This is a genomic window from Clostridium moutaii, from assembly GCF_041205085.1.
GTDB lineage: Bacteria > Bacillota > Clostridia > Clostridiales > Clostridiaceae > Clostridium_B > Clostridium_B moutaii.
The window spans coordinates 13,591-39,281 of sequence record NZ_JBGEWD010000018.1 but is presented as its reverse complement, the minus strand read 5'-3'; the positions used below and the strand labels follow the sequence as shown (position 1 = coordinate 39,281).

Annotated in this window: 24 protein-coding genes; 15 read left to right on the top strand and 9 right to left on the bottom strand. The window is 31.9% G+C overall.

Going from position 1 to position 25,691, the window contains the following annotated elements; translation table 11 throughout:
• Positions 1-44: 44 nt before the first annotated feature.
• Together AB8U03_RS14720 and AB8U03_RS14715 are read right to left on the bottom strand one after the other, a co-directional pair.
• Positions 45-2,186 carry a heavy metal translocating P-type ATPase gene (locus AB8U03_RS14720; RefSeq protein WP_369705320.1) on the bottom strand — a complete coding sequence of 714 codons (2,142 nt, stop codon included), beginning with the start codon at positions 2,184-2,186 and terminating at the stop codon, positions 45-47.
• A 28-nt stretch (positions 2,187-2,214) separates the two neighbouring features.
• Complete coding sequence (locus AB8U03_RS14715; RefSeq protein ID WP_369705319.1) at positions 2,215-2,586, bottom strand: ArsR/SmtB family transcription factor; 372 nt, start codon at positions 2,584-2,586, stop codon at positions 2,215-2,217.
• Positions 2,587-3,201: 615 nt separating this feature from the next.
• On the opposite strand from AB8U03_RS14715, the gene AB8U03_RS14710 reads away from it, so the two are divergent.
• The 5 genes from AB8U03_RS14710 (at position 3,202) to AB8U03_RS14690 (ending at position 7,987) form a co-directional block, all read left to right on the top strand.
• Positions 3,202-4,647 (top strand): FAD-dependent oxidoreductase, encoded by a 1,446-nt coding sequence (locus AB8U03_RS14710; protein WP_369705318.1) that lies wholly within the window; start codon positions 3,202-3,204, stop codon positions 4,645-4,647.
• A gap of 596 nt (positions 4,648-5,243) precedes the next feature.
• Positions 5,244-5,534, top strand: coding sequence for an Imm53 family immunity protein (locus AB8U03_RS14705; protein WP_369705317.1), 291 nt, complete (start codon positions 5,244-5,246; stop codon positions 5,532-5,534).
• A 52-nt stretch (positions 5,535-5,586) separates the two neighbouring features.
• Positions 5,587-6,315 (top strand): SGNH/GDSL hydrolase family protein, encoded by a 729-nt coding sequence (locus AB8U03_RS14700; protein ID WP_369705316.1) that lies wholly within the window; start codon positions 5,587-5,589, stop codon positions 6,313-6,315.
• 146 nt (positions 6,316-6,461) lie between these two features.
• On the top strand, positions 6,462-7,280 hold the full coding sequence (locus AB8U03_RS14695) for a nitroreductase family protein (RefSeq protein WP_369705315.1): 819 nt from the start codon (positions 6,462-6,464) through the stop codon (positions 7,278-7,280).
• Positions 7,281-7,468: 188 nt separating this feature from the next.
• Positions 7,469-7,987 (top strand): methyltransferase family protein, encoded by a 519-nt coding sequence (locus AB8U03_RS14690; protein ID WP_369705314.1) that lies wholly within the window; start codon positions 7,469-7,471, stop codon positions 7,985-7,987.
• 338 nt (positions 7,988-8,325) lie between these two features.
• On the opposite strand, the gene AB8U03_RS14685 is transcribed toward AB8U03_RS14690, so the two are convergent.
• Positions 8,326-8,661, bottom strand: coding sequence for a helix-turn-helix domain-containing protein (locus AB8U03_RS14685; RefSeq protein ID WP_369705313.1), 336 nt, complete (start codon positions 8,659-8,661; stop codon positions 8,326-8,328).
• A 256-nt stretch (positions 8,662-8,917) separates the two neighbouring features.
• Here AB8U03_RS14685 and AB8U03_RS14680 point away from each other — a divergent pair, with 256 nt between their 5' ends.
• The 6 genes from AB8U03_RS14680 to AB8U03_RS14655 all read left to right on the top strand — a co-directional run bounded on the left by AB8U03_RS14680 (position 8,918) and on the right by AB8U03_RS14655 (position 14,477).
• Positions 8,918-10,597: a bifunctional diguanylate cyclase/phosphodiesterase gene (locus AB8U03_RS14680; protein ID WP_369705312.1), complete on the top strand. Its 1,680-nt coding sequence runs from the start codon at positions 8,918-8,920 to the stop codon at positions 10,595-10,597.
• A gap of 60 nt (positions 10,598-10,657) precedes the next feature.
• Positions 10,658-11,896, top strand: coding sequence for a methyl-accepting chemotaxis protein (locus AB8U03_RS14675; protein WP_455423798.1), 1,239 nt, complete (start codon positions 10,658-10,660; stop codon positions 11,894-11,896).
• A 128-nt stretch (positions 11,897-12,024) separates the two neighbouring features.
• On the top strand, positions 12,025-12,357 hold the full coding sequence (locus AB8U03_RS14670; protein WP_369705311.1) for a PadR family transcriptional regulator: 333 nt from the start codon (positions 12,025-12,027) through the stop codon (positions 12,355-12,357).
• A gap of 23 nt (positions 12,358-12,380) precedes the next feature.
• Positions 12,381-12,533, top strand: coding sequence for a hypothetical protein (locus tag AB8U03_RS14665; RefSeq protein ID WP_369705310.1), 153 nt, complete (start codon positions 12,381-12,383; stop codon positions 12,531-12,533).
• Between the two features lie 50 nt (positions 12,534-12,583).
• The gene (locus tag AB8U03_RS14660) at positions 12,584-13,315 is read left to right on the top strand and encodes an ABC transporter ATP-binding protein (protein ID WP_369705309.1); all 732 of its coding nucleotides are present in this window, start codon (positions 12,584-12,586) and stop codon (positions 13,313-13,315) included.
• Positions 13,302-14,477: an ABC transporter permease subunit gene (locus AB8U03_RS14655; RefSeq protein WP_369705308.1), complete on the top strand. Its 1,176-nt coding sequence runs from the start codon at positions 13,302-13,304 to the stop codon at positions 14,475-14,477. Before AB8U03_RS14660 ends, AB8U03_RS14655 begins: the two co-directional genes overlap by 14 nt.
• Positions 14,478-14,602: 125 nt before the next feature.
• Here AB8U03_RS14655 and AB8U03_RS14650 read toward each other — a convergent pair whose 3' ends face one another.
• Positions 14,603-16,312, bottom strand: a complete 1,710-nt coding sequence (locus AB8U03_RS14650; RefSeq protein WP_369705307.1) for an ABC-ATPase domain-containing protein — start codon at positions 16,310-16,312, stop codon at positions 14,603-14,605.
• A 210-nt stretch (positions 16,313-16,522) separates the two neighbouring features.
• Here AB8U03_RS14650 and AB8U03_RS14645 point away from each other — a divergent pair, with 210 nt between their 5' ends.
• Complete coding sequence (locus tag AB8U03_RS14645; RefSeq protein WP_369705306.1) at positions 16,523-17,797, top strand: 2-hydroxyacyl-CoA dehydratase subunit D; 1,275 nt, start codon at positions 16,523-16,525, stop codon at positions 17,795-17,797.
• The gene (locus AB8U03_RS14640; RefSeq protein ID WP_369705305.1) at positions 17,794-19,461 is read left to right on the top strand and encodes an acyl-CoA dehydratase activase; all 1,668 of its coding nucleotides are present in this window, start codon (positions 17,794-17,796) and stop codon (positions 19,459-19,461) included. Before AB8U03_RS14645 ends, AB8U03_RS14640 begins: the two co-directional genes overlap by 4 nt.
• Before the next feature lie 77 nt (positions 19,462-19,538).
• Here the strand turns inward: AB8U03_RS14640 and AB8U03_RS14635 are convergent, their stop codons facing one another.
• The 4 genes from AB8U03_RS14635 to AB8U03_RS14620 form a co-directional block, all read right to left on the bottom strand.
• A complete protein-coding gene (locus AB8U03_RS14635) occupies positions 19,539-20,783 on the bottom strand; it encodes a 4Fe-4S binding protein (RefSeq protein WP_369705304.1) in 1,245 nt (414 codons plus the stop codon).
• On the bottom strand, positions 20,749-21,795 hold the full coding sequence (locus tag AB8U03_RS14630; RefSeq protein WP_369705303.1) for an FAD:protein FMN transferase: 1,047 nt from the start codon (positions 21,793-21,795) through the stop codon (positions 20,749-20,751). The genes AB8U03_RS14635 and AB8U03_RS14630 overlap by 35 nt, the downstream gene beginning before the upstream one ends.
• A gap of 185 nt (positions 21,796-21,980) precedes the next feature.
• A complete protein-coding gene (locus tag AB8U03_RS14625; RefSeq protein ID WP_369705302.1) occupies positions 21,981-22,481 on the bottom strand; it encodes a dihydrofolate reductase in 501 nt (166 codons plus the stop codon).
• Positions 22,482-22,513: 32 nt separating this feature from the next.
• Positions 22,514-23,437 (bottom strand): metal ABC transporter substrate-binding protein, encoded by a 924-nt coding sequence (locus tag AB8U03_RS14620; RefSeq protein WP_369705301.1) that lies wholly within the window; start codon positions 23,435-23,437, stop codon positions 22,514-22,516.
• Between the two features lie 210 nt (positions 23,438-23,647).
• On the opposite strand from AB8U03_RS14620, the gene AB8U03_RS14615 reads away from it, so the two are divergent.
• Positions 23,648-23,869, top strand: a complete 222-nt coding sequence (locus tag AB8U03_RS14615) for a hypothetical protein (protein ID WP_369705300.1) — start codon at positions 23,648-23,650, stop codon at positions 23,867-23,869.
• Between the two features lie 59 nt (positions 23,870-23,928).
• Positions 23,929-24,984 carry a stage II sporulation protein P gene (locus AB8U03_RS14610; RefSeq protein WP_369705299.1) on the top strand — a complete coding sequence of 352 codons (1,056 nt, stop codon included), beginning with the start codon at positions 23,929-23,931 and terminating at the stop codon, positions 24,982-24,984.
• A gap of 43 nt (positions 24,985-25,027) precedes the next feature.
• Here AB8U03_RS14610 and AB8U03_RS14605 read toward each other — a convergent pair whose 3' ends face one another.
• The gene (locus AB8U03_RS14605) at positions 25,028-25,576 is read right to left on the bottom strand and encodes an LOG family protein (RefSeq protein WP_369705298.1); all 549 of its coding nucleotides are present in this window, start codon (positions 25,574-25,576) and stop codon (positions 25,028-25,030) included.
• Positions 25,577-25,691 lie beyond the last annotated feature (115 nt).

Below are 25,691 nucleotides of genomic sequence, written 5' to 3'. Positions count from 1 at the left end.
AAAAACAAGCAACTTTATACCTGCTACAACCTACAAGTTTACCTTCATAAATTTTTCGTATCCAGTGCTCTTATTGAGTTAAAGATTGCAATCAATGCAACTCCCATATCTCCAAATACAGCTTCCCACATTGAAGCCATACCCAATGCACCTAATATAAGGAATATTGCTTTAACACCTAATGCAAATATTATATTTTGATATACTATACATTGAGTTCTTCTTGCAATTCTTATTGCAGACACTACCTTGGGTGGTTCATCAGTCATGATTACAATATCCGCAGCTTCAATGGCAGCATCCGCCCCTAAACCTCCCATGGCTATGCCAATGTCTGCTCTTGCAAGTACTGGCGCATCATTTATTCCATCACCAACAAATACAATTTTTCTTTTAGAAGATTTTTTCATTTCTATAGATTCAACTTTCTTTACCTTATCAGCTGGCAACAGTTCTGAATAAACTTCATCCAAACCTAATTGCCTCCCGATTTTATTACCAACAGTTTCTAAATCCCCAGTAAGCATTATCGTTTTCTTGATGCCAAGAGATTTAAGATTCTTAATTGCATTTGGTGAATCTTCTTTCACCTCATCAGCGATTACTATATTGCCTGCATACTTTTTATCTATTGCAACATGAACTACAGTATCTATAGTATTAACATCATTGTATTTAATATTTTCACTGGCCATCAATCTAGTATTGCCAACAAGAATTTCTTTACCGTTGACATTAACCTTAATGCCATGTCCAGCAATCTCCTGATAGTTTTCAATTTGATTTTTATCAATTTCCTTATTGTAAGCCCTTACAATTGAAAGAGCAATAGGGTGGTTTGAATAGCTTTCTGCATATGCTGAATTTTCTATTAACTCTTCATTTGAATAATCACTTTGAGGATTTATTTCTGTAACTTTGAATACACCTTTGGTTAATGTACCTGTCTTATCAAAAACAACTGCTTCAACATCATTCAATGCTTGGAGGTAGTTACCGCCTTTTACTAGTATTCCTTTTTTTGAAGTTCCTCCGATACCACTGATGAACCCTAATGGTATTGAAATTACTAATGCACAAGGGCAAGATACCACTAAAAATATTAAAGCTCTATAAATATAGTCAGAGAAAGTTGCCCCTGAAATAACCAAAGGTGGTATTATTGCAAGTGCTAAAGCACCAAATACAACAATTGGAGTATAGTAACGTGCAAATTTTGTTATAAACTTTTCAGTAGGAGCTTTTTTACTGCTGGCATTTTGAACTAAATCCAGAATCTTAGATACAGTAGATTCCTCATATTTTTTTGACACTTCAACTGTTAGGACACCATTCTCATTGATAAATCCACTTAAAGCATCTTTACCAGGGTTCAATTCACGTGGAACTGATTCACCTGTTAACGCAGACGTATTAACCATTGAAGTTCCTTCTATAACCTTACCGTCAAGAGGAACTTTTTCTCCTGGTTTTACAATAATTATATCTCCTATGGTTATCTCTTCAGGTGATACTTTTTTCAATTTATCGCCAACTTTAAGGTTTGCATAATCAGGTCTTATATCCATTAATGCACCGATTGATTTTCTGGAATGATCTACAGCCATATCCTCGAACAATTCACCTAACATATAGAATAGCATAACAGCTACACCTTCTGGATACTGTCTAACGCAGAAAGCACCAATTGTAGCAACACTCATAAGAAAGTGTTCAGTAAATACCTGGCCTTTAGATATTTCCTTTATTGCTTGTAAAACAACATTTCCACCAACTATGATATAGCTTATTAAGAATATAGTCAGCTCAAGCCAATTCTGGAACTTGAAAATCATTCCTAATACAAATAGAGCACTACCAATCACAAGCTTTATTATCACTTTTTTGCGATCCTCTTCCTCATCGTCGTCATCATAATTATTTTCATTTTTAATGTCTTTTTTTGTGGTATGGGAATCAATTACCTTAACTTCTGGCTCTATATCTTTTACTATTTTAGTTATCCGGTTTGTAATTTTAGTCTCTACATCTTTATCTTGAATTTCTATGACTAATTTTTTTGATATAAAGTTTATTGAAGCTGACTTTATACCTTTTATCTTTTTAACTTCATTCTCAATTTTTTCTGCACAATTTGCACAATTCAGACCTTGAAGCAAAAATTCTTTTTTAATTACAGAATCCATAAAACTTTACCTCCCTCCTAAAAATTTTTTATTTATTTTCATTAACATGAGATAAACATTGATTAAACATTGTCTTGATATGCCCATCATTCAATGAATAGTACACAATTTTTCCATCCCTTCTATATTTAACTAATTTTGACTGCTTCAATATTTTAAGATGATGTGATATTGCAGGCTGACGCATATTCAGTACAGCACAAATATCGCATACACACATTTCAGACAGCATTAGTGAGTTAATTATTTTCAATCTCGTAGGGTCATTTAATACCTTAAAAAACTCTGCCATATTAAATATTGAAGTATCATTTGTAATATTTTTTTTAACCATGTTAACTACGTTATCATGTATAATATTTACGCCGCAAACTTCAATATTTTCATTATCATAATTCATAGTCTATTTTCCTCCTATATTTAAACATATAAACACATAAGTATATGTTTATATGTTTAGTAAAATTATAATCTAAATAATTTAGATAGTCAATAATACCTTTAAAAATGGTTCACAATTTTTTACTCTTACGAATTAAAGTATTTACATATTTTAAACATGTTAGGTTTTTTTATAAAATCTATTGACTTCTCATAGCTGGCCTCTGCTGTCAGATTAACCTTAATATATTTTGTACATCCATATAAAATCTCCTTTTAAAGTTAACTTGAAAAACTTTAAAACTTATTTTAGGAAGATTATCACATACTTTTTGAACACTTTCCATCCACTTTCTTATTTGACGCATACAGTAGAAACTCCAGGCCGAAAGCTGGAGTTTATCTTTATGAAAAGACCAAATAAAGAACAAGGAAAATGAAAGAATACGATAATAGCATATCCATCTTATATTAACGTGAGTTCGATAAGCTAAATGGAAATATTTATTAGAAAGTTTGGATTAAGATGGCTTCTTGGAAAATTCAAACTGTCACCAAATGCCTATTATAACTTTTTAATAAAAATCTGTGTATATTGTAAAAAAAGCGGAATACTAAGCATGAGGTGATTTGAATGGAAAGTGTATGGAATTCTGAGGTTAATTTTAGAAAAAGAGAAGCCTTAAATAAAAATATAGAATGTGATATTATTATAATAGGGGCCGGAATGGCTGGCCTTCTAACAGCATATATGCTTAATAAAAGGGGGAAGGAAGTTGTTGTTATTGATGCAAAAAGCATTGCAGGCGGGGTTACAAAAAATACAACTGCAAAAATAACATGCCAGCATGACTTGATTTATGATAATTTAATAAAAGAATTTGGTGAAAAAGGGGCAAGACAATATGCTAAGGCTAATGAACTTGCAATACAAAAATATAAAGAAATAATTAATGAGGAAAATATTGATTGTAATTTTGAATACAAAGATGCATATGCATATTGTTTAAATAATATCCAAAGTCTTGAAGATGAATATAATGCGGCTAAAAAGTTAGGAATTGATGCGGAGTTAGTGGATGAAGTAAATCTTCCCTTTAAGATTAAAAAGGCATTGAAATTTAAGAATCAGGCACAATTTAATCCGCTTAAATTTTTAAAACCAATTTCAGAAAAATTGACTATTTACGAAAATACAACAGCACTTGATATTACTGAAGAAAATTCTGTAGTTACAAAGGATGGAACAGAAATTAAAGCAAATAAAATAGTGGTAGCAACACATTATCCATTTTTAAATACTCCAGGCTATTATTTTATGAAAATGCATCAGGAAAGATCTTATGTTATAGCTTTAGAAAATGCTCAAGATGTAAATGGAATGTATATAGGCGTTGATAAAAACTCATATTCATTTAGGAATTATAAAAATTTGTTATTACTTGGAGGCATAGCTCAAAGAACTGGTGAAAATGAAGAAGGAGGAGCTTATGATAAATTAAGAAAAGTAGCTAAAGAGTTTTATCCAAATTCCATAGAAAAATATCATTGGTCAGCACAGGATTGCATGACTTTAGATAATATACCTTATATAGGGCATTACTCATCAAAAACTCCTAATATTTATGTCGAAACAGGATTTAAAAAATGGGGTATGACAAGTTCAATGGCAGCTGCAATGATAGTAAGTGATATGATTCTTGAAAATGAAAATGACTTCTCAGAAATATTTTCACCTGGAAGATTTGATATATCAACATCCATGAAAAATGCTGCTAATGATCTTATAATAACAGCAAAGAACTTTATTGCACAACGGGTAAATATTCCTAATGAGAATTTAGAAAATATTCAAAGAGGCCATGGCGGAGTGATAAAATATAAAGATCAGAAAGTTGGAGTTTATAAAGATAATGATGGAAATGTATATACAGTATCAACCAAATGTGCTCATTTAGGATGCGAACTTTATTGGAATGCTGATGAATTAACTTGGGACTGTCCTTGCCATGGCTCACGATATGATTATAAGGGAAATTGGATACAAAGCCCTACAAATAAGTCTCTTGCTACAATATAACATTTTGATGAAATTTTTTATACTTAAATATTTTGATTTAACTTATTGAATTCACGGTATATTATTTAATTCATTGTAACAATTACTAAAGTAGGTCTATATAATATATGGAATAATAAGTTTCTCCTAATTTGGTTGCTCAATTTCCATATATAGTAAAAGCTCTAGCTGATTCTAGGGCTTTATTTTTTACATATAAAAATAAGTAGAAACTCCAGCCTAAAAGTTGGAGTTATGTTTTTAAATATGCAATTATATTATTCAATAATGCAAAATACATACTTTTTAAAATTATCCAGATAAATTCCATGTTTGCAAATCATTTTTGAATACTAGAAACATTGATATAACTAGCTTTACAGTGAATTAAGACAGCATGGTTACGAACTGTCTTGTGAACATTTTCATATATTATTATATGCTATGAAGTATCTAAAATCAAGAGAATGATTGTCAAAATGAGGGATAGGCATAGATATCAGTATTATTTCAATATATAGTTATAAAAACTATATATTGAAATATGATTATATATGTAGTATTATATTAATACAAAGAATATAAATATTTAGATTGAAACAAAAAAGGAGTAAATTATGTCAATTATAGAAGTCCTTCAAGAATGGTATAAAAATATATGTGAGAGCAGCATTTGCACGGGAATACAAATAGAAACTGTAAATAATTGTGGATGGTGTGTATATATTGACTTATTTGATACAGCTTATGAGACTGAAAGCTTTGACACTGTGTATATACAGAAAAGCGGTAGTGATTGGTTTAAATGTATTAAAGAAAATAGCTTATTTAAGGGCTATGGTGGAGTTCAAAACCTAGAAGACATTTTAAATGCCTTTTACTGCTGGATAAAAACTGAAAAAGCTTAAGCTTCTATATTTTAAAGCTGACTATAAACTTATTATACGAGGGGGGAATACTATGAAAACAAAGGAAAGCTACAAGTTAGTTGCTTTTGGTGATTCCATAACAAAGGGTGTTATATATGATAGCAGGAGAGCAAGATATTCAAATCTGAAGAATTGCTTTGCTAATCTGGTTGGAAAAAGTATTAAAGGTACTGTATATAATGCCGGAAGATTTGGAAGTACAATTAAAAGAGGTGTAAGCAAAATGTACCCTGATGTCATGAAAAAAACTCCTGATATCGTATTAATAGAGTTTGGTGGAAATGACTGTGACTTTGACTGGAAAAGCATAGCACATAATCCTGACTCTGAACATAAACCTAAAACAGATATTTCAATCTTCCGTGATACCCTATTTAATATGATATGCACTTTTGAAAAGTTTAGTATAACACCAGTACTTATGACGCTCCCTCCGCTAGATTATAGAAGATACTTCAAGTGGATTACAAAGGGGGATAAGGTAGCTGAACAAAATATTTTAAGATGGTTAGGCTCAGAAATAGAAATTTATAATTGGCACAAGGTATATAGTGAAATGATTACAAAGATTGCACATAGAACAAAAACTATTTTAATTGACGTGAGATCAGAAATTCTTAAGCAGGGTGATTATAGCAGATTTTTGTGTATAGATGGTATTCATCCTAATTTAGAAGGTCATTCCTTAATTGCTGATATAATACTTAATTTTGTTGAGGATAATTATAAATTTTTACTGAAATCTATACCCATTCCCTGAATAAAACCTTCCATTGCCAGATGAATTTATCCAAATTTCAATATTTATATTGCATTTTCCATAAACTTATAATGTATAATATAGAAAATATGTTATGATATTTATACAAAATACTTAATTAAAAATTATAAAGGGAGTAAATGGTCATGATAAAAATAGATACTGAAAAATGTATAGGGTGCGGGCAATGTGTTAAAGATTGTTTCCCAATGAGTATAGAAGTAGTGGATGGTAAAGCAGAGATTAATAATAAGGACTGTATTAAATGTGGACACTGTATTGCAGTTTGCCCCCAAAATGCGGTAGCAATGGATGAATACAATATGGCGGATGTGAAAGATTATGATAAAGAAAGTTTCTCAATAGATGCAGACAACTTATTAAATTTCATAAAATTCAGGAGAACTGTAAGACAGTTTAAAAATAAAAAGGTTGAAGAAGAAAAAATTGCTAAAATTATAGAGGCTGGAAGATTTACTGAGACCAGCAGTAATATGCAGGATGTATCGTACATAGTTATACGAGAGAGGCTAGATAAATTAAAAGATTTAACCTTTGAAAGCTTAAAAACAATGGGAGAATACATTCTTAATAATCATACTCTAGAAACTAAGTTATATAGAAAATATGGCAAGATGTGGATAAAAATGTATGAAGAATATAAAGAAAATCCTAAAAATGATAGAATATTTTTTAACGCTCCAGTAGTAATAGTTGTAACAGCTAGCTCACAGGTAAACGGAGCATTGGCTTCTTCAAATATGGAACTTATGGTTAATGTCCTAGGTCTTGGAGCACTTTTTAGTGGATTTTTCGTAAGAGCTGCCCAAGGAAACAAGGAGATTACAGATTTCCTTGGAATTAAAAAAAGAAAAGAAATTGTAACATGTATGATACTGGGCTATCCTGATGTAAAGTATTTGAGAACAGTACCGAGAAAAGAAGTAGATATAAACTGGAAATGAGATAATTATAACTTCTGAAGAAAAACTCAAAAAATTAAAACTCGGAAGATCAAATTATAAATAGGATCTGTCTATAGTGATCAAGCTTATAAAACTTGGAGTAAAGACTATAATTTCAACAGTATGCTTATGACTATTCAAAGCTACAATTATTTATATAATCGGTAGTTTAAGAGAGCGGGGATATAATGAATGCATTTCTCACGGTAATTCCAATTATACTTATAAGGTTCGGACTTCTAAGCATATTAGACAAAGAGGCATTAAAACGTGCGGCCTACTTTCCTCCGCTAATTGGAAGTGAAAAGATAGCGTTCTGGTTTTATCAAATTTCTAACATTCTTATACTCCTGTATTTATTTTTTCTCAAGATCAAGAATGACTCGTTTTGGTCTTGTGCGGGTCTGATCATATATAGTTTAGGAGTTATTCTTTGTATTGTATCCGTATCAAACTTTGCAAAACCGAAAAAGGATGGAATAAATCTAAAAGGACTATACAAAATCTCCCGTAATCCTATGTATGTTGCATACTTCATTTACTTCTTGGGTTGTGTATTGCTTACACATTCATGGATATTGCTTGGGTTATTAATAATTTTCCAAATATCGACGCACTGGATTATTCTTTCAGAAGAAAGATGGTGTATCAAGAAATTTGGGGAAGAGTATATAAACTATATGAATAGAGTGAGACGTTATTTTTAGATAGGTGCAGTATAAATTTGATATTCAAGTGGTGATTCGCTATCCTTTTATATTGTGAAATAAAATTACTTGACATCAGCAAATTGCATTAGGTAATATGCTATTCTCTTATTTTTATGCATCTTTATAATTATTGAAAGTGAAAGAATTTATCAAATACCGTATTATTCCAGAGAATTTTACGGTATTTTTATATTGTTTACAAATAGTTTGTCAATATGACATTAAGTTGTAACAAATACTTTATATAATTATAAGTGTTCTAAGGAAATATCCTTAGCGAAAATTAAAAGATTGTCTCCCTTAAAATAAGTACCCGTTATTAGGGTGCTTATTTTTTATAGCTTTTCCTGTTCTTCCAATAGTAAATCACAGAATTTAGAAACAAGTCTTATGTTTTTATTATTACATTTATTGAGTTTTTGGGCAATTTCATCTTTTAAGTATTCATTAGAAATATATATTGAATCTAATAGGACAAAATCTGGAGTTATACCGAGGGAATTGCAAATTTTCAGCAAAGTATCAATGCTTGGTATAGAACAGTTCCTTTCAATATTACTTATATAATTATTTGAAAGTCCGGTCATTTCTGCCAGTTGCTCTTGAGTAATTTTTTTCTTTTTTCTGGCTAATTTAATACGATTCCCCATTTTTTTGTAATCTGTTTTCATCTGCATCACCTATTCTGACTTTAGCTATTTTTAACAAAACATATAACAAACTGTAAGTGTAAAATACACTTGTAATTGTATAAAAAAATGTGTATACTATAAAATAGATTACATTTATGCACAAATATTGAAAATTAAAAGCTAAATTATTACAAATTTAATCCTTGTTATTAAATTATGTACATTTTATTATGAAAAATTACATTTGACAAGAAAACTTATAACATCAATAATCTTGTATAAGTAGGTGAAAATATTGTCAATAGAAGATAAAAATTTTATATTAAATAATATAAATGAGACTATAATGAGATGGAACATGGACAAAAACGAATTTTTATTGTCTAAATCATGGGAAAATATAACCGGATATTTTATTTCCCCAAAAATGAATTTCTTTGAAGAACTTGTAAAAACAATATATCCTGATGATATAGAGATGTTCGATGAAATTTTAATGAAATGTATATGTGAAAAAATATATTCTTTTGAATGTGAGTATAGGATTATAACAAAATCACATAGAATAAAATGGATGCTTCACAGGGGAAAAATTTTAAAAAATAGTGAAAAATGCAATTTAATGATAGGTTTTATTTCAGATATAACTGACAAAAAAATATACGAATTGGAAATCAGATATCTAGCATATAATGATGTATTAACTGACATTCCCAATAAATTGCTTTTAATAACGAAATTAAATGATTTTTTTAATAAGTCAAGTTTGGATGATAAGAAAAAAATGGCATTGTTTTATATTGACGTTGACAATTTTGAAAAGATAAACAATATACACACTACAGAATTTGGTGACAATGTGTTAAAAAAAATATCAGATACGCTGAAAAGTGTTCTGGGAAGCAACAGCAGGTTGTATAAGGTAGATCAAAGTAAATTTGCAATTATGGCATATAACTGCAAAGGTGTGGAAAATGTCAGTTTAAAAGCCAGATATATTTTAAATTTATTTAATAGATTAGTGGAAATTGACGGGATAAAAATATTTATAACTCTAAGCTTAGGTGTCTGTATGTGTACGAAAGATACGCCGGATACCGATAAAATTATGAGAAGTTCAGATATGGCACTTATAAATGCTAAAAAGCTTGGTGGAAACCAGTATAAAATATACAATCCCAAAATGAATTTTGAAATAATAAAAAAAGTGGAAATTGAGAATGAACTCAGGAAGGCCATAATAAATAAGGAGTTTATCTTATATTATCAACCGCAAGTTGACATTACTTCAGGAAAATTATATGGATTGGAAGCATTGATAAGATGGAATTGCAATGGTTCCATAAGATTACCTTCTTATTTTATAGACATTGCCGAGCAAAACGGAATGATAAACGAAATAGGGAAATTTGTTTTGTACGAGTCCTGTAATCAAATGAAAAAATTTAACATTCTAGGATATAATAGTATATATGTGTCTGTAAATATATCTGAAAAACAACTTGAAGAAGATTCATTTCTAAATTTTATAGATTTTACAATAAAAAGTACTGGCATAAATTCGAAGTATCTTTGTTTTGAAATTACAGAGAGGATACTAATGGATTTGTCAAAAAAGATATTGGATAGGATTTTTAAAATAAAAGAGATGGGAATAAAGATATTTATAGATGATTTTGGAACAAAGTACTCATCTTTAAATTATTTGAGAGATCTTCCCATTGATGGAATTAAGATAGACAAGTCCTTTATAGATAATATACAAAATTTTGGGAAGGACATGGTAATTTTAAGAAGTATTGTAAATCTGGCTCTGGATTTGAATATTGAAGTGGTGGCAGAAGGTGTGGAAATTGAGGAACAGTTAAATTGCCTTAAAGATATCGGATGCAGTAAGATACAAGGATTTATATTCAGCAAACCAATGAGTTCAAAGAAATTAGTTCAAAACTTAGAAAGTGGATATATTTATTAATAAATATCTATAATTATAGGAAAGAGGAAAGGTAAGATGGAATTTTTACAAAATATTAAAATGAAAACCAAATTAACAGTATGCTTTGGAATTATGACTGTTATAATTGCTGCTATTGGAATTGTGGGTGTGGTATCATTTCCCCATAAGAATATTGTAACTGCAGTGCTGGTAATAATGGGGATTATATTTGCACTTGTATTTGAAGTATTTATATCCAAAGATATAAATAAATCCTTGTCAAAGATGATAAATCTGTCAAAAAATTTGTCTGAACTGGATTTAAGACAAACCAGTGAGATTGATAGAAAAGATGAATTCGGAGAGGTATTTTTATCAATGAAACAGGCACAGGAAAACATAAAAAAATTTATTGAAAAAATTACTGAGAAATTTCAAAATATAAACAGTTCCAGCCAGGAGCTTTCTGCCACAGTACAGGAATTGTTTGCAAAGACCATGGATATAGATAATGCAATGGGGAATATAACTTCTGGAATTGAGGAAAATGGTGCAGCTTCAGAAGAAATAACAGCTTCTGTAGAAGAGGTGGATGCTAATATAAACGAGCTAGCACAAAAAGCAGTGGAAGGAAGCAATAATGCAAATGGAGCCAAGACAAGAGCTACAGATGTAAAGAAAAATGGTGAAAATGCCGTAGAAGAATCAGAAAAATTATATTTGGAAAAGGAGAAAAATGTATTACAGGCAATTGAAGATGGTAAGATAGTTGACAATATAAAGGCTATGGCAGATACAATAGCAAATATAGCAGAACAGACAAATCTTCTGGCACTAAATGCTTCTATAGAATCGGCAAGAGCTGGAGAACAGGGAAAAGGATTTGCTGTAGTTGCAGATGAAGTTGGAAAGCTGGCGGATGAATCTGCAAGGGCAGTAGTTGGAATTCAGGATACCATAGTTAAAGTGCAGAAAGCTTTTGAAAATCTTTCTCAAAACAGTAAGGATATTCTGGAATTTATAAATCAGAATGTACATAGTAAATATGAGTATTTTAAACAAGTTGGAAACCAATATTATGAGGATTCGGATTTTGTGAGCAAGATGTCTGAAGAAATAGCATCCATGTCAGAAGAACTTACAGCAACGGTAAACCAAGTGAGCGATACGGTTCAGGATATTGCAAATGCATCCCAGAAGTCTTCCGAACATGTGGAAACTGTAAAATCAAATGTGGATGAGACGACAAAAGCCATACAGCAGGTGTCTGGAATTTCACAGAAGCAGGTAGAACTTGTCCAAAATTTAAATGAGCTAATATTGAAATTTAAGATATGAAAAAACATTTTTATATCTTTTATTATTCAATAAAAAAGTATTGGGGTTTTATTGACAAACTATATCATTTAATGATATAGTTTTTTTGAAGGATGATATATCATTTAATGATATATTTGGAGGCAGATATGGCTAGAAACAATTCTTTGAAAAAAGGTGAGCTTACAGATACATATTATTATATTTTACTTTCCTTAATGGAACCAAAGCATGGATATCTGATCATGAAATCAGTTGAAATAATATCAAAAAATACTTTTTCAATAGGTCCTGCTTCTTTATATAGCAGTATAAAAAAGCTTCTTGAGGGTGGACTTATAAAACTTACGGAGGAATCTCAGCAAAAGAAAATTTATGTAATAACAGACAAAGGTATTGAATTTTTAAAAAAGGATGTTGAAAAAAAACGTCAAATGGTGAAGACTGCTGAAAAAGCATTTAATGACAGGAGGATGTTTTAAAGTATGTTTAATAAAAATATGTTATGAGTAATGGACTGGCATTTGCAGAAGATGAGGAGATGGAAATGCTGTCAGCCTATGCTAAAAAAGGGTGGATGTTATATAAATTTGGTTCACAGCTCTTGCATTGTGGGTGTCATTTTGCTTTATCAAATAATTTGATAAATATGTATTGAAAATAATAGAATTTATATAAGGACTTTATAAAATAAAAGGAGGGAAAACAGTGCTTGATGTAAAAAATGTAAGCAAAAAATTCAAAGACATAAAGGCTGTGGATGAACTGTCTTTCCAGGTGAATGAAGGAGAGATAGTGGGGCTGTTGGGTGAAAATGGTGCGGGAAAAACCACAACTTTAAGGATGATTTCCACCATGTTAAGGCCAAGCGGGGGGACTATAAGAGTAAATGGGTATGATGCAGTTAAAGATTCTTCCAAGGTTAGAGGAAAGATAGGCATTTTATTTGGAGGCGAAGTTGGGATATATGATAGATTGTCAGCCAGAGAAAACATAGAATATTTTGGGAAACTATATGGAATGTCAAGAGAAAAAATAAATAGGAGAATAGATGAACTTGTGAGAGATTTAAAAATGGAGGAGTATATAGACAGGAAAGCTGGTAAATTTTCAAGGGGAATGAAACAAAAGGTATCCATAGCCAGGGCCATAATACATTCACCTAATGTAATGCTGTTTGACGAGCCAAGTACGGGCTTGGATGTTTCAGCGGCCAGGGTCATACATGAATTCATTTTAAAATGTAAAAGTGAAAACAAGATAATTCTCCTGTCATCTCATTCAATGTCAGAAGTTGAAAAACTCTGTGACAGGGTTGTAATAATTCATAAGGGAAAATTGGTGGAAGAGGGGACAATAGAGGCCTTAGAGAAAAAGTATAATAATGGCAGCCTTGAAGAAGTATTTATAAAATTGATAGGAGGTAATGCAGGTGAATAATTTCTGGGTAATTTTAAAAAAAGAACTTACAGATATATTCAGAGACAGGAAAACTCTTATATTTACCATACTCCTGCCTATTATAATGTATCCGGCCATGTTTAAGATAATAGATCTTACAATGAAAAATACTACGGACTCCCTCCAGAAAAATATCACCATTGCCTACAGGGGAGATAAAAATTCATCAATCCATAAGATGCTTAAAAACATGAAGAATATAACAATGGACAACAGCGGAGATGAGTCTGAAAAGCTGAAGAAGGGAAAGATAGCCCTAATAATTGACGTGCCTGAGAATTTTGATTCAAAAGTTGCAGGTGAGGATAAAACCAATATAAAAATAATATATGACAAGGATTCAAACAAGTCCTCCATGGCATCTTCCATAATAAAGGATATTTTCAATAAATACAGTGCATCCATTGTTGACGGAAGGCTGCAGGCAAAGGGAATCAACAGCCGGATACTGACACCTTTCGAAATAAAGGAGGAGACTTTAAGCAAACAGGATGATAGTCCTATAGCAGCTGGTATTTTAAGTGTACTCCCAACTATATTGATCATTTTCATGATAAGCCCTACTATAGGAATAGCAGCTGATTTGGTAGCAGGGGAAAAAGAAAGAGGGACTTTTGAGCCGCTTTTATCAACTGCTGTGGGAAGGATGTCTATATTTTGGGGAAAACTTATGGCTATTTCCTCTGTAGCTCTTATTACATTGATAGTTACACTGGCTTCTATGATAGGTTCCATGCTGTATATATTTTCAGGTGGAGGTGAATTTACCATTCCCATAGGTGCTTTTGCCCTTATAGGAATAGTGTCTGTATTTGTGCTTATAGCAATTAGTTCCATAGAGATATCCATAAGCATATTTGCACGTTCCATGAAAGAGGCAAATACATATCTTGGAGGATTTCTGGTGCCGGTAATGATTTTGACATATGTGCCTTTCATGATGGATGCTAAAAATATAGGTTTCATGTTTTTTAATATTCCCATTGTAAATGCAGTGGTGGTTATGAAAGAAGCTATTGTAGGAATATTTAACCCTGTGCATATTGCAGTGGTATTGGGATGGCATATTGTATATGTAGTAGCTACTGTATTTTTGGCAAAGGTCATGTTTTCCAAAGAAGAAGTTGTATTCAGATCCTAATTGTCAATGCACTATTCACGATTCACAATGCACAGTTGACAGCGTATATAGAAAATAAGGGGAAAAGTTAAAATAAGGACGATTTTCGGCTGTCACCGAAAATCGTCCTTGATATTTGAATGAAATTATTGCTTTACTTTCAGGCCTCTGTAACGGTTTATTGCACCGCAAAGCTCGTATTTTCTAGGTAGGGCCAAATTTCCAGGATGGCCTGTATAAGGTGAAATGGAATCCAAACCGAAATTTTCTATTTGTTCAAATAATTTATCTGCGGCCTGAGAAATTGATATCTGATCATTTATTATTTTTTCTGACAGAAAATTTAGCATTACTGCTATACAGTTTGTCTGGCTGCTGTCTGTTAATTGATCCAGAGCCGAAAGATCTATGACTGATTTTTCATACATTATGGTATGGCGTCCCTTGGATCTTATTCTGGCCAGTTTTCCTCTATGATTAAAACTGGATTTAAGAGGTACTCTGGCTGTGATGGCTCCAAAACTGTTTTCATCTGTTCTTTCTCTTTTATATCCGTCGGTACTTGCAATATTTTTGGCAAAAGCTGTAACTTCCTTTGGAACATATTCATCCATCATGATTATGTGATCAGCTACATCAAAATAATCTCCAGAACCTCCCACAATCAATATGGTTGATACATTATGCTGGATATACAACTGCCTTACCTTGTCAATAAAAGGTGTAATAGGTTCCTTGTCTTTAGAGACAAGTTTTTGCATCCGCCCGTCACGTATCATGAAATTTGTTGCAGAAGTGTCCTCATCTATGAGAAGGAGAGTGCTGCCTGCTTCCAGGGCCTCCATTACATTGGCCGCCTGGGAAGTGCTCCCGCTGGCATTATCCGTAGTAAATCTTATGGTATCCTTGTTGTTGGGCAGATTGTTTATAAAGGGGCTGATGTTTACTTTTTCTACTCTGCGGCCATCTTCGGCGCGTATTTTCACTGCATCACTTCTGGTTATGACAAATTCCCGGCCGTCACCTGGAATATGGTTGTATACTCCTAATTCAAGGGCTTTCAGCAGGGTTGATTTTCCATGATATCCTCCTCCTACGATCAAGGTGATTCCTTCTGGAATTCCCATTCCCCTTACTGTACCATGGTTTGGAAGGATTAATTCTATTTCAAGATCTTCAGGACTTTGAAAGGGAACTCCTCCCTGTGATAGAGGTTTGTCGGATATACCATTTTCCCTGGGTAAAATAGAACCGTTGGCTATAAAAGCCACCAGGTTTCTTTCCTTTAATTCACCTCTAATGTATTCTTCATCCAGGATCAGTTCTATCTGATTTTTCAGTGCGCTGTGATCAATGTTTTTAAAAAGCAGTGAGGCATCTACAATTTTGGGAAGAATATCGGAAAAAATATTATTGGCAGATTTACCTAGGACTCTTCTTCCTGCAGCAGGCAATTTAATTTCAAACCTTGCTTCAATGCGGTTTTGTTTTATGAGTATGGAAGTTCTTTCAAGAATTTCCTGACCACAGTTATCCATGGTTAAATGTTCACTTAGCTTTTTAAAATTCACGCCATAGTTAAAATTATTTATGCTGTTTCGGAAGGCTCTGGTTAGGAAATCCGATACTGCCCTTATTTTGCAGCTTGAATCCAAAAACTTATGCGGAAAACCTGCTTCGCTGCGTGATATAATTATACGGGCCTTTGAAGGAGGGGCAAAGGGATCAGCTTGGACGTGATCAATCGAAAGTATATATTTTCCAAAGATATATTCTCCCCTCAGTTCCTTGTAAGCAGAATAACCTCTTCCATCTATCGACAATAGTAATTTTTGAAGTTCATTATAATTTTTCAAAATAGAATCCTCCTTGTTGTCTTTTGATGCAGGTAATTACATTATAGATATTATATATTTCTTATTTTGTAATTTTTGCATTTTATATTATAATATGATAACATAATTTTATAATCAAATGTAAGTAAAATATTAACAGATATTTGTTATAGGCAGATTAAAAGGTAGCGCAGGAGCAAGCTTCTGTTTCTGAATAAAGAGGGTTTTAAAATGGATTTAATTAAATCTTATGGAAAATATATAAAAAAGAATATACATAATCCTTCTAAGGCATTGAACTTATTAAAGATTGGATTTTCTCTTGAAAAGTTTTTGGTTTCAAAATTTAAGGATAAGAATCTTCCGCCTTCCCTTAATTATCTAAATGAACTCTGTGTCGATTTTATACTCAAGCCCCTTAAAAATTCACAAAATTCAGCTTTTATCACCATATTTTCGCCCGTTGAAATACTTCATGCCATGGGTATAACTCCATTTTTGATTGAGGGATTTTCATCATTTCTTTCTGGCACACAATGTGAGGATGTATTTATAGATTGTGCTGAAAGATCAGGTATTTCTGATACTCTCTGCAGTTATCATAAAGCTTTTATAGGGACTGTAGAGGCACAGGTAGTTTCAAAACCTAAATTTGCAATAACTTCATCTATGATATGTGATGGAAATCTAAATACCTTTAGATATGTTTCAGATAAATATAATATACCCTATTACTACCTTGACGTACCCTATGAGTACAATGAGGATACAGAAAAATATGTAGTAGGCCAGCTTCATGAAATGGTAGAATTCATTCAGGATATAATGAAGGTTAAATTTGATGAAAATAAATTCAAGGAAGTAATAAAAATTGAAAACAACACCAAGATATACATGCGTAAATTTTATAAAAGCCTTAGATATAAATATTTCCCAAATACACTTACACTGGAGATGTACAGATTATTTGCATCCCATTTGGGAATAGGTAAAAGTGAAACACTGAAATTTTATAAAATGCAAGCTGAAGATATAGGAAAATATCCTGATTATAATGGAAAAAGAATTCTCTGGAGCCATGTGATGCCATTTTACAGTGAAGTGCTTAAAAGCTATTTCAATTTAAACTCGGATTATCAGCTTTTAGCTTGTGATTATAATCTGGATAATATAGAAGAAATGGATTATAGCCATCCTTATGAGGCTTTGGCAAGAAAATTTCTTCAAAACAAGCTTAATGGTCCTTTTCAAATAAAAATACAAAACATAATCAAAATAGCTGAGAATTTTAAAGCCGATGGTGTTATAAATCTATGTTCTTTTGGCTGTAAAGAGTGCAGCGGTGGGACAATGCTTTTGAAAAAGGCTCTTAAACAAAAAAATATACCTTATTTATCCATAGATGGTGATAGCGTGGATAGGCGAAATGCCCATGAAGGTCAGGTAAAGACAAGAATTGAAGCATTTATGGAAATATTAAATAGCAGACAGAAGGTGGCAAGATGATAGGTTATGTTTGTAAATATACACCTTTTCACATTATGAAGACTTTTGGGGAGGAAGCAGTAAAAATAGATCCTCATGTTTCGGGCTTTGATAAAGCTGAAACACTGATGCACCCCAATATATGCACTTATGCAAAAGCGGTACTTGAAGAATGTATTAATTCTGGTATTCGCAATGTAGTTCTTGTAAATTGCTGTGATAGCATTAAAAGATTATATGATGTTTTGAAAAGCAGTCCTGATTTTAATTTCGTATATCTTATAGATGTACCAAGAAAAAGAAATAGAGCTTCTGATCTTATCATGAAAAATGAAATTATAAAATTCATAAATTCAATGGAAAAATTTACGGGAAAAAAATTTAATGAAGATAAATTTATAGATATAGTCAATTCAAGGGTTCCCCAAAAATCTTCTAAACGTTCAGATATAAACATCGCACTTATGGGATCAAGAGTAAAGGACTCAACAGTGAAACAAATCCAGGATACAGGTGCTTCTGTAAATTTCAATTTTACCTGCACAGGAAATTTTGCAAAGTCAACGGTGCTTATGAAGAATGAGGACTTTATTTTAAGTTATGCTTCGTTTTTGCTGAATTCATTTCCATGTATGAGAATGGTGGACAATGACGACAGAATTAAAATTTTAAATGAAAATTTGGGCAGTATAGATGGTTTGATATATCACACTACAAAGTTTTGTGATGCCTATTCTTTTGAATATGCCAAACTTAGAAATTCAATTTCAGTGCCCATGTTAAAAATAGAAACCGATTATACAGAAGAGGGTAATGGTCAGATGAAAACCAGAATAGAAGCTTTTATTGAAACAATTAAATCAAGAAATAAACAGGATGAAAAAAGTTATAATAAAAAGGCAGAAGATGATATTTTAGTTGCAGGTATAGACAGCGGTTCTACATCTACAAATGTAGTGATAATGAATAAAAACAAGGAGATACTTTCTTCTTCTATAGTGCGAACTGGTGCCAGAAGTCAAAGCGGAGCAGAAAAGGCCATGAAGGAAGCTTTGGATAAACTCGATATAAGCCGTGACAAACTTTTCAAAATAATTTCAACAGGATATGGACGTGTAAGCATTCCTTTTGCAGATGGGGAAATAACTGAAATCACCTGTCATGGAAAGGCAGCATATTTTTTAAATAACAAGGTTAGAACAATAATTGACATAGGGGGTCAGGACAGCAAAGCCATAAAATTGGATGACAGGGGAAAAGTGCTGGATTTTGCCATGAATGATAAATGTGCAGCAGGTACTGGAAGGTTTCTTGAAATGATGAGCCGTACGCTTGAAGTGCCGCTAAGTGAAATGGGGAAAAAATCTTTAAACTGGAATGAAGACATAAATATAACAAGCATGTGCACCGTGTTTGCAGAATCTGAAGTTGTATCCCTCGTGGCCCAAAATAAGGAGATATCAGATATAATTCATGGATTGCATAAGTCAGTTGCCACAAAAACAGTCTCACTTGTAAACAGGGTGGGCAAGGAAGAATACTATATGATGACAGGAGGAGTTGCAAAAAACATAGGTGTGGTCAGGTGTCTGGAAGAAAAGCTTGGAAATAAGGTATTTATACCTGAAGAACCCCAGATAGTGGGTGCCATAGGTGCAGCACTTATAGCACTGGAAAGTATTTGATGATACTGTATTTTTTAAAATAGACTACAAAAGTAGAGCTATACTAGAATATAGCTCTTACTCCTGTTTATAAAATTTTAAACAGCTTTATTTAATGCATCTTGAACTGCCTCAATAAGTCCTCTGCTGCTGTAGGTGGCCCCGGATACAGTATCAACTGAACTTGACTGAGCTGAAATTATTTCATTGGGTATAGTGTCTTCAGCGTATTGATAAAATCTTGGAGTGTCATCTGTTGATATTGTTTTTATGTCAGCGATCTTACCACCACTTACAGTTACGGAAACTTTTGTTGTACCACCACTGAATCCAGTGCCGGTTCCCGTATAGGTGCCATCTTTGTACTTGGTTTTTTGTGAAGTATTTGAATCTGCAGCGGCTGAACTATTGCTATTTGTACTATTACTGGATGCGGCATTATTTGATATCTTATTCTCACTGCCGGAGGTTACATCATTTGCGGAAGCTACCCCTCTTTGAGTTAAGATTGAACTTCCAAAGTTGCCTAAACCGTATATGCCAGCGAAAATAACTATGGCAAAAGAACTTGCCATTGCTGGATTGACATCTTCATCCATTATGTTTACATGGGGATTTCTTCTAGGGCAGGTTTCTATGCACTTTAGACAATTTATACATTCACCTCCCCGGACACTATTTACGCTGTAAAGTTTTAAACCCATTGAACAATTGTTTGTACACATTCTGCATTTGCCGCATTTGTCGCTTGGTTTGTTTATCTTCAATATGCTCATTCTAGATACCAGGGAAAATACGGCACCTAAAGGACATAAATATCTGCAGAAGAATCTTTCCACAAAAATATCGCCTAGGGTTATTAAAACTAAAAGTATAAATCCAATGGTTAAAGAGGACAATACCGTGGAGAAATTAGTTATCTGTGCAAATGCATCCCAGGGACTTGAACCATTGATGGTGTTTCCACCTGTAAATACAAGGATTAGGATGAAAAATAAAATTATATATTTTACATACTTCAGCATAGAATCAAGCTGTTCACCGATCTTAAAATTAATCCTAAAAACTTTCTTTGATATTATATGAACCCAGTCATTGAAAGTACCGAAGGCACAAAACCATCCACAAAAAAATCTTCCTATTAAAATAGTAAAGACAATTGTTATTGTAAATTCCATTAACCCTGGAAAAGCCTGAATAAAATTAAAATTGCCCTTGATAATCATTTGAAAAATTGATTTTAACTCACTGAAAGCCAGTATGTACATGCCGGGCAGCAGAAAAAACAAGATCAACTGTATGATGTGTCTAAAAATTTGTATTTTTTTTATCCTTTTTGTCATTTTCACAGATCCTTTCACATTTATAATCTTTTATATATTTAAAGTCATTGTCAGTTAATTTAAAATTTTTAGCAATGCCTGATGTAATATACACTTTTTTCTCATTGGTAATTAGTATTGCATCTATATCGGATAAGGATTCTATTAGATCTATGGATTTATATACGTCCATAATATAGATACCTGTGGATAATCCGTCACCGTCAATAGAATTGTCAGATATAATAGTAGCACTTATAATACTGCTTTCTGAAGGATATCCGGTTCTAGGATCCAGTATGTGATGAAATTTTTTACCATTATCCATAAAAAATCTTTCATAATTACCTGATGTAACTATGGATTTATCTTTAACGTTTATTATCCCAATGTATTCTCCACGGTGCTTAAACGGATTTTGAATGCCTATGCTCCATAGCCCCCCGTTATGTTTACAACCTAGGGCAAAAATATTTCCACCTAGATCGATTAAGGCACTTTTAACACGATGTTTGAATAACATGTTCTTAATCTGATCTGCTGCAAATCCTTTAGCTATACCGCCTACATCAATTGACTGATTTTTGTACCTTAATTTGACTGATTTGGAATCCTCATTCATGATTATGTCCTTATAATTAACTAGCTTTATTTTTTCTTCTATCTCATTTTTCTGTGGAATTCTTTCATGTTCGGTACCTATATTCCATAGAGATGTTAAAGGTCCTATAGTGGGATCAAAGGTTCCATCTAACAGCTTAGCGTATTCTACAGCTTTTTTTACTATGAAATAAGTATCGCTGCTGACAGTTTGAACAGATAACCCGGCATTTTTATTTATTTTTGATATCTCACTGTAATCCTTGAATACAGACATTTTATTGTCAATATCCATGAGCTTTTCCAGTGACTTTTCTGCCAATTGCTCAGACTTATTGCCAAATATCTGTAGATGAACTATAGTCCCCAGAACATAACTGCTTTTTACTATAGAAGTTTTTTTATTGTGAATTATTAGTGAAAAAATAATCACTAATATAAGTGCACTAATTGTTATAAAGATATTTAATGTGCTTTGAAACAATACTATCACCTGCAAAACTCAAATTAATTCTTTTTTGGTATAGATTTATTATAAAAAACAAACCTTAATATTACATTAAGATTTGCTCAGAATTTCTTTATGAAAATGTTAATTAATTTTGAATAGAATATTTTTTAAAGTCCATTATTTCGAAAAAACTTTTTTTCAAGAGTTAAAAAATTGTATTTAATATAGTTATCATAATGTTTTTCATATTCAATTATTTCATAATCTGCTTTATTGAATTCAGGAAAATATGTATCCCCATTTTCATAGGACATTATTTCAGTTAGATATAATTTGCTGCAATAAGGCAACAGCTGCTTATAGATTTGTTCCCCGCCTACTATGAAGACTTCTTCAGGGGAATCTTTATATTTTAAAATGTCTTTAATGGAATGTATGACTGTAACTCTATTATCTGAAGTGGAATAATTCTCATCCCTGGTTACTACAATGTGTTTTCTATCCGGAAGTACTTTGGGAAGTGACTCAAAGGTTTTTCTTCCCATTACAATGGTTTTGCCCAATGTTATTTTTTTAAATCTTTTTAAATCTTCAGGTATATGCCATATTAACTGATTATCTCGGCCTATTACATAATTTTGATTAATAGCTGTAATTATACTTAGCATTTGTCAATGCCTCCATGATCATTTTTATTCAGTTATTTTAAACTGTTATAAATCATTTCCAAATTGGATTTCATACTTTGAATGTAATTTTTATTGTCCTCTTTGCTTTCAATTGTATATATTTTTTCCACCTTGGCTCCTACTTCTTTAGCTAGAGTGTCAGATACCTTGGAACTCACCATATCTTCTACAAATATGGTTTTAATATTGTCCTGTTTGCAGTAGTTTACCAGCTCTTCTAATTTTTTCGGAGAAGGTTCTCCTTCAGCAAATATGCCTTCCACACTATTTTGTTTTAAACCATAATCTCTGCAAAGATATGCAAAAGCAGCATGCCCAGTTACAAAATTTTTATTTGTAACAGTGGCAAATTTTTTATTGTACTCATTGTAAAGATCATTGAGCTCATTTGAAAAGTTTATGTAATTTTTTTCATAAAAATCTTTATTTATGGAGTCAGCTTTAACTAAAGCATCTTTTATGTTCTTTGATTCAATTTGGGCATTTTTTAAACTTATCCATACATGTGGATCATACTGGCCATGTTCTTTTATTTCATCATTAGCAGTATTTTTAATTGGACTTATCCCCTTTGAAGCATCTACCACAATTAAGTTTTTATTACCTACTGAATTTATAATCTTATCCTTCCAGGACTCCATTCCAAGGCCGCTGTATACAAATACATTGGCATTGCTTAAAGTTTTAAGATCCTTTACAGTAGGTTCAAAATCGTGAGGCTCAGTACCGTTAGGTATTATAGTGGTAATATCTATCTTATCCTTTCCAATAGCTGAAGCAAATTCTCTCATAGCGTTAAAGGATACCACTACTTTTGGCTTGGATTGAGTTTTATTGTTTGCGGTCGTTCCGCCAGTGCCATTACATCCGGAAAAAATAAACATAATACAGCTGAGTATAGCAGCTAATACAGATAACTTATTTTTTTTAAACATGTAAGTACCTCCTTAAAATTATGTAAATGCAACATATATGCATTTACATATATAATATAATAGATGAATGAAATCTTGTCAATAAACATCAGGAAAAATATTCTAGTGTAATTATTAATTATATCGGAAAACTTCATTGAATATATAACTGTTATATTTTAAAAATAGTTGAATATTATTTAATAAACATTAAATTAAGGAGTGATGAGGTTGTCTAAGATAAACAAAAGCTTTGTACTTTTTATAGTACTATGGATAATTCCCGCTATTTTATTTAGTACTATTGGAGTAAAAGCAAAAGGAAGTGAAAGTGATAATGCCAATGCTGGAAGTATAGTAAAAGGAAATATTGTAAATATAGTATCTTCAAATAAAGCATGGGAAAATAATTCAATTGATGTTTTTGTATATTGGGTTTTAGATAAAAAATAGCTAGTGATTTTGTTTATGAAAGGGGGGAAAACTGCTTTTAAGTTAGAGCAGTAAATATATTGAATTATAGAAGATTTAGCAGAAAAGATAAACCTAAGTTTGAAATGCTCAATTTAATTATAAGCCTTATATTTGTAATTATTTTACCCTATTTGGTTGAAGCCAGCAGCAATACAAATAATAATATTAAAGGAAATATGTTTTATGTTCAAGTACTGAATTACTCAATGCCAGCAGTTAAAACCATTTGTTTTGATCAAGATGACATGGCAGAAGACAGTTTTTCATTGAAGAATTTGGCCTTGAAAATGTTTAATATAGATGCTAAAAATCCATTGAGTATACTGGGAAAGGAAGTGGCCTTTATAGGAAAGGATATTTCTAATAACAATGTCAATGAATTTAAACTAGATAATAAACAAATAACTAAAACAGATGATAATTTAAGCAGGGGAGACAGTTCAAATACTCCAACTGAAAATACAAATGTATATGATCCCAGTTTAAATAGAAAGATGAACACAAAAAATCCCGATGTACTTATATATCACACCCATACTACAGAGAGCTATAAACCTGGAGATGCTAATAGCTTTGATGATACCAAAAATGTCTGTGCTGTGGGACAGCAGTTGGTGACTGAATTGAATAAATATGGTATATCTGCAATAAATGATACAACTGTACATGATGCAGTAGCATATACCCAGAGTTATGCCAGATCTTCAGTTACATTGGGCAAATATTTAAAAAAATATGGGGACTTTAAACTGATAATAGACATGCATAGGGATTATGCAGAAGATAAAAGTTCGGAGACAATAAAATTAAATGGGGAAGATGTGTCTAAATTTATGCTTGTCATGACTAAAAAAAATCCTCATTTTGACAAGAATATGGAACTGGCAAATCAAATAGTAGATCTTTCAAACAAGTTATATCCAGGTTTTTCAAGAGGTATTAATTTGGATTATAATTATGGAACAAGATATTTTAACCAGGGTATGAGCAATAATGCAATACTCATGGAGGTTGGAGCACAGATAAATACTACGGATGAATCCAAGGCTTCCATGAAATATGTGGCAAGGATAATTGCCCAGGTTATCAAGTGATACAGGTTAAGGGAAAATTTATAATAAAATTTTCCCTTGATATTTAGTAAGGCTTATAAGTTTTCATATTATTTATCAATTCATGAGCATTGTTTGAAACCAATAGGAGTTTCAGGCTGAGTTCACTTATAAAACCCTCTCTGCAGGAATTTTCAAGCATGTCTAAAAGCGGATCAAAAAAATGCTCTATATTCAACAATCCTATGGGTTTTTTATGAATTTTAAGTCTGGCCCAGCTTATGGTGTCAAATAGTTCTTCATAGGTACCAAGTCCTCCTGGAAGAGCTATAAACCCATCAGAAAGATCAGACATTTTCTCTTTTCTTTCACTCATGTTTTCAACCTGGATAAGTTCAGTTAAGTTTTTATTAGGTGGTTCATTTAAAAGAAGCATTTTGGGAATAACACCAATAACTTTTCCACCATTTTTTAGAACTTCATTTGAAATTTCCCCCATAAGTCCAGTACTGGATCCACCATATACAAGCTGTATTTCATTTTTAATTAATTCTTTTCCAAGTAATCTGGCACCTTTAGTATATTCTTTACGTGCACCTAAACCTGAACCGCAATATACACATATTCTTTGCATGGTATCACCCCTTGTATAATTAGTTAAGTAATAATAGTGTATTTACTTTATTATATAAAAAGTAAATATATTTGATTATATTAATGAAATTTTATAAGTAGAATTAAACTTGTAC

Bases quoted from the DNA above. Each gene is read 5' to 3' on its own strand.
- AB8U03_RS14645 (WP_369705306.1), top strand. From the start codon at position 16,523: ATGGATTTAATTAAATCTTATGGAAAATATATAAAAAAGAATATACAT.
- AB8U03_RS14685 (WP_369705313.1), bottom strand. From the start codon at position 8,661: ATGAAAACAGATTACAAAAAAATGGGGAATCGTATTAAATTAGCCAGA.
- AB8U03_RS14620 (WP_369705301.1), bottom strand. From the start codon at position 23,437: ATGTTTAAAAAAAATAAGTTATCTGTATTAGCTGCTATACTCAGCTGT.
- AB8U03_RS14655 (WP_369705308.1), top strand. From the start codon at position 13,302: ATGCAGGTGAATAATTTCTGGGTAATTTTAAAAAAAGAACTTACAGAT.
- AB8U03_RS14605 (WP_369705298.1), bottom strand. From the start codon at position 25,576: ATGCAAAGAATATGTGTATATTGCGGTTCAGGTTTAGGTGCACGTAAA.
- AB8U03_RS14640 (WP_369705305.1), top strand. From the start codon at position 17,794: ATGATAGGTTATGTTTGTAAATATACACCTTTTCACATTATGAAGACT.
- AB8U03_RS14705 (WP_369705317.1), top strand. From the start codon at position 5,244: ATGTCAATTATAGAAGTCCTTCAAGAATGGTATAAAAATATATGTGAG.
- AB8U03_RS14670 (WP_369705311.1), top strand. From the start codon at position 12,025: ATGGCTAGAAACAATTCTTTGAAAAAAGGTGAGCTTACAGATACATAT.
- AB8U03_RS14675 (WP_455423798.1), top strand. From the start codon at position 10,658: ATGAAAACCAAATTAACAGTATGCTTTGGAATTATGACTGTTATAATT.
- AB8U03_RS14715 (WP_369705319.1), bottom strand. From the start codon at position 2,586: ATGAATTATGATAATGAAAATATTGAAGTTTGCGGCGTAAATATTATA.
- AB8U03_RS14665 (WP_369705310.1), top strand. From the start codon at position 12,381: ATGAGTAATGGACTGGCATTTGCAGAAGATGAGGAGATGGAAATGCTG.
- AB8U03_RS14695 (WP_369705315.1), top strand. From the start codon at position 6,462: ATGATAAAAATAGATACTGAAAAATGTATAGGGTGCGGGCAATGTGTT.
- AB8U03_RS14700 (WP_369705316.1), top strand. From the start codon at position 5,587: ATGAAAACAAAGGAAAGCTACAAGTTAGTTGCTTTTGGTGATTCCATA.
- AB8U03_RS14710 (WP_369705318.1), top strand. From the start codon at position 3,202: ATGGAAAGTGTATGGAATTCTGAGGTTAATTTTAGAAAAAGAGAAGCC.
- AB8U03_RS14720 (WP_369705320.1), bottom strand. From the start codon at position 2,186: ATGGATTCTGTAATTAAAAAAGAATTTTTGCTTCAAGGTCTGAATTGT.
- AB8U03_RS14690 (WP_369705314.1), top strand. From the start codon at position 7,469: ATGAATGCATTTCTCACGGTAATTCCAATTATACTTATAAGGTTCGGA.
- AB8U03_RS14635 (WP_369705304.1), bottom strand. From the start codon at position 20,783: ATGACAAAAAGGATAAAAAAAATACAAATTTTTAGACACATCATACAG.
- AB8U03_RS14625 (WP_369705302.1), bottom strand. From the start codon at position 22,481: ATGCTAAGTATAATTACAGCTATTAATCAAAATTATGTAATAGGCCGA.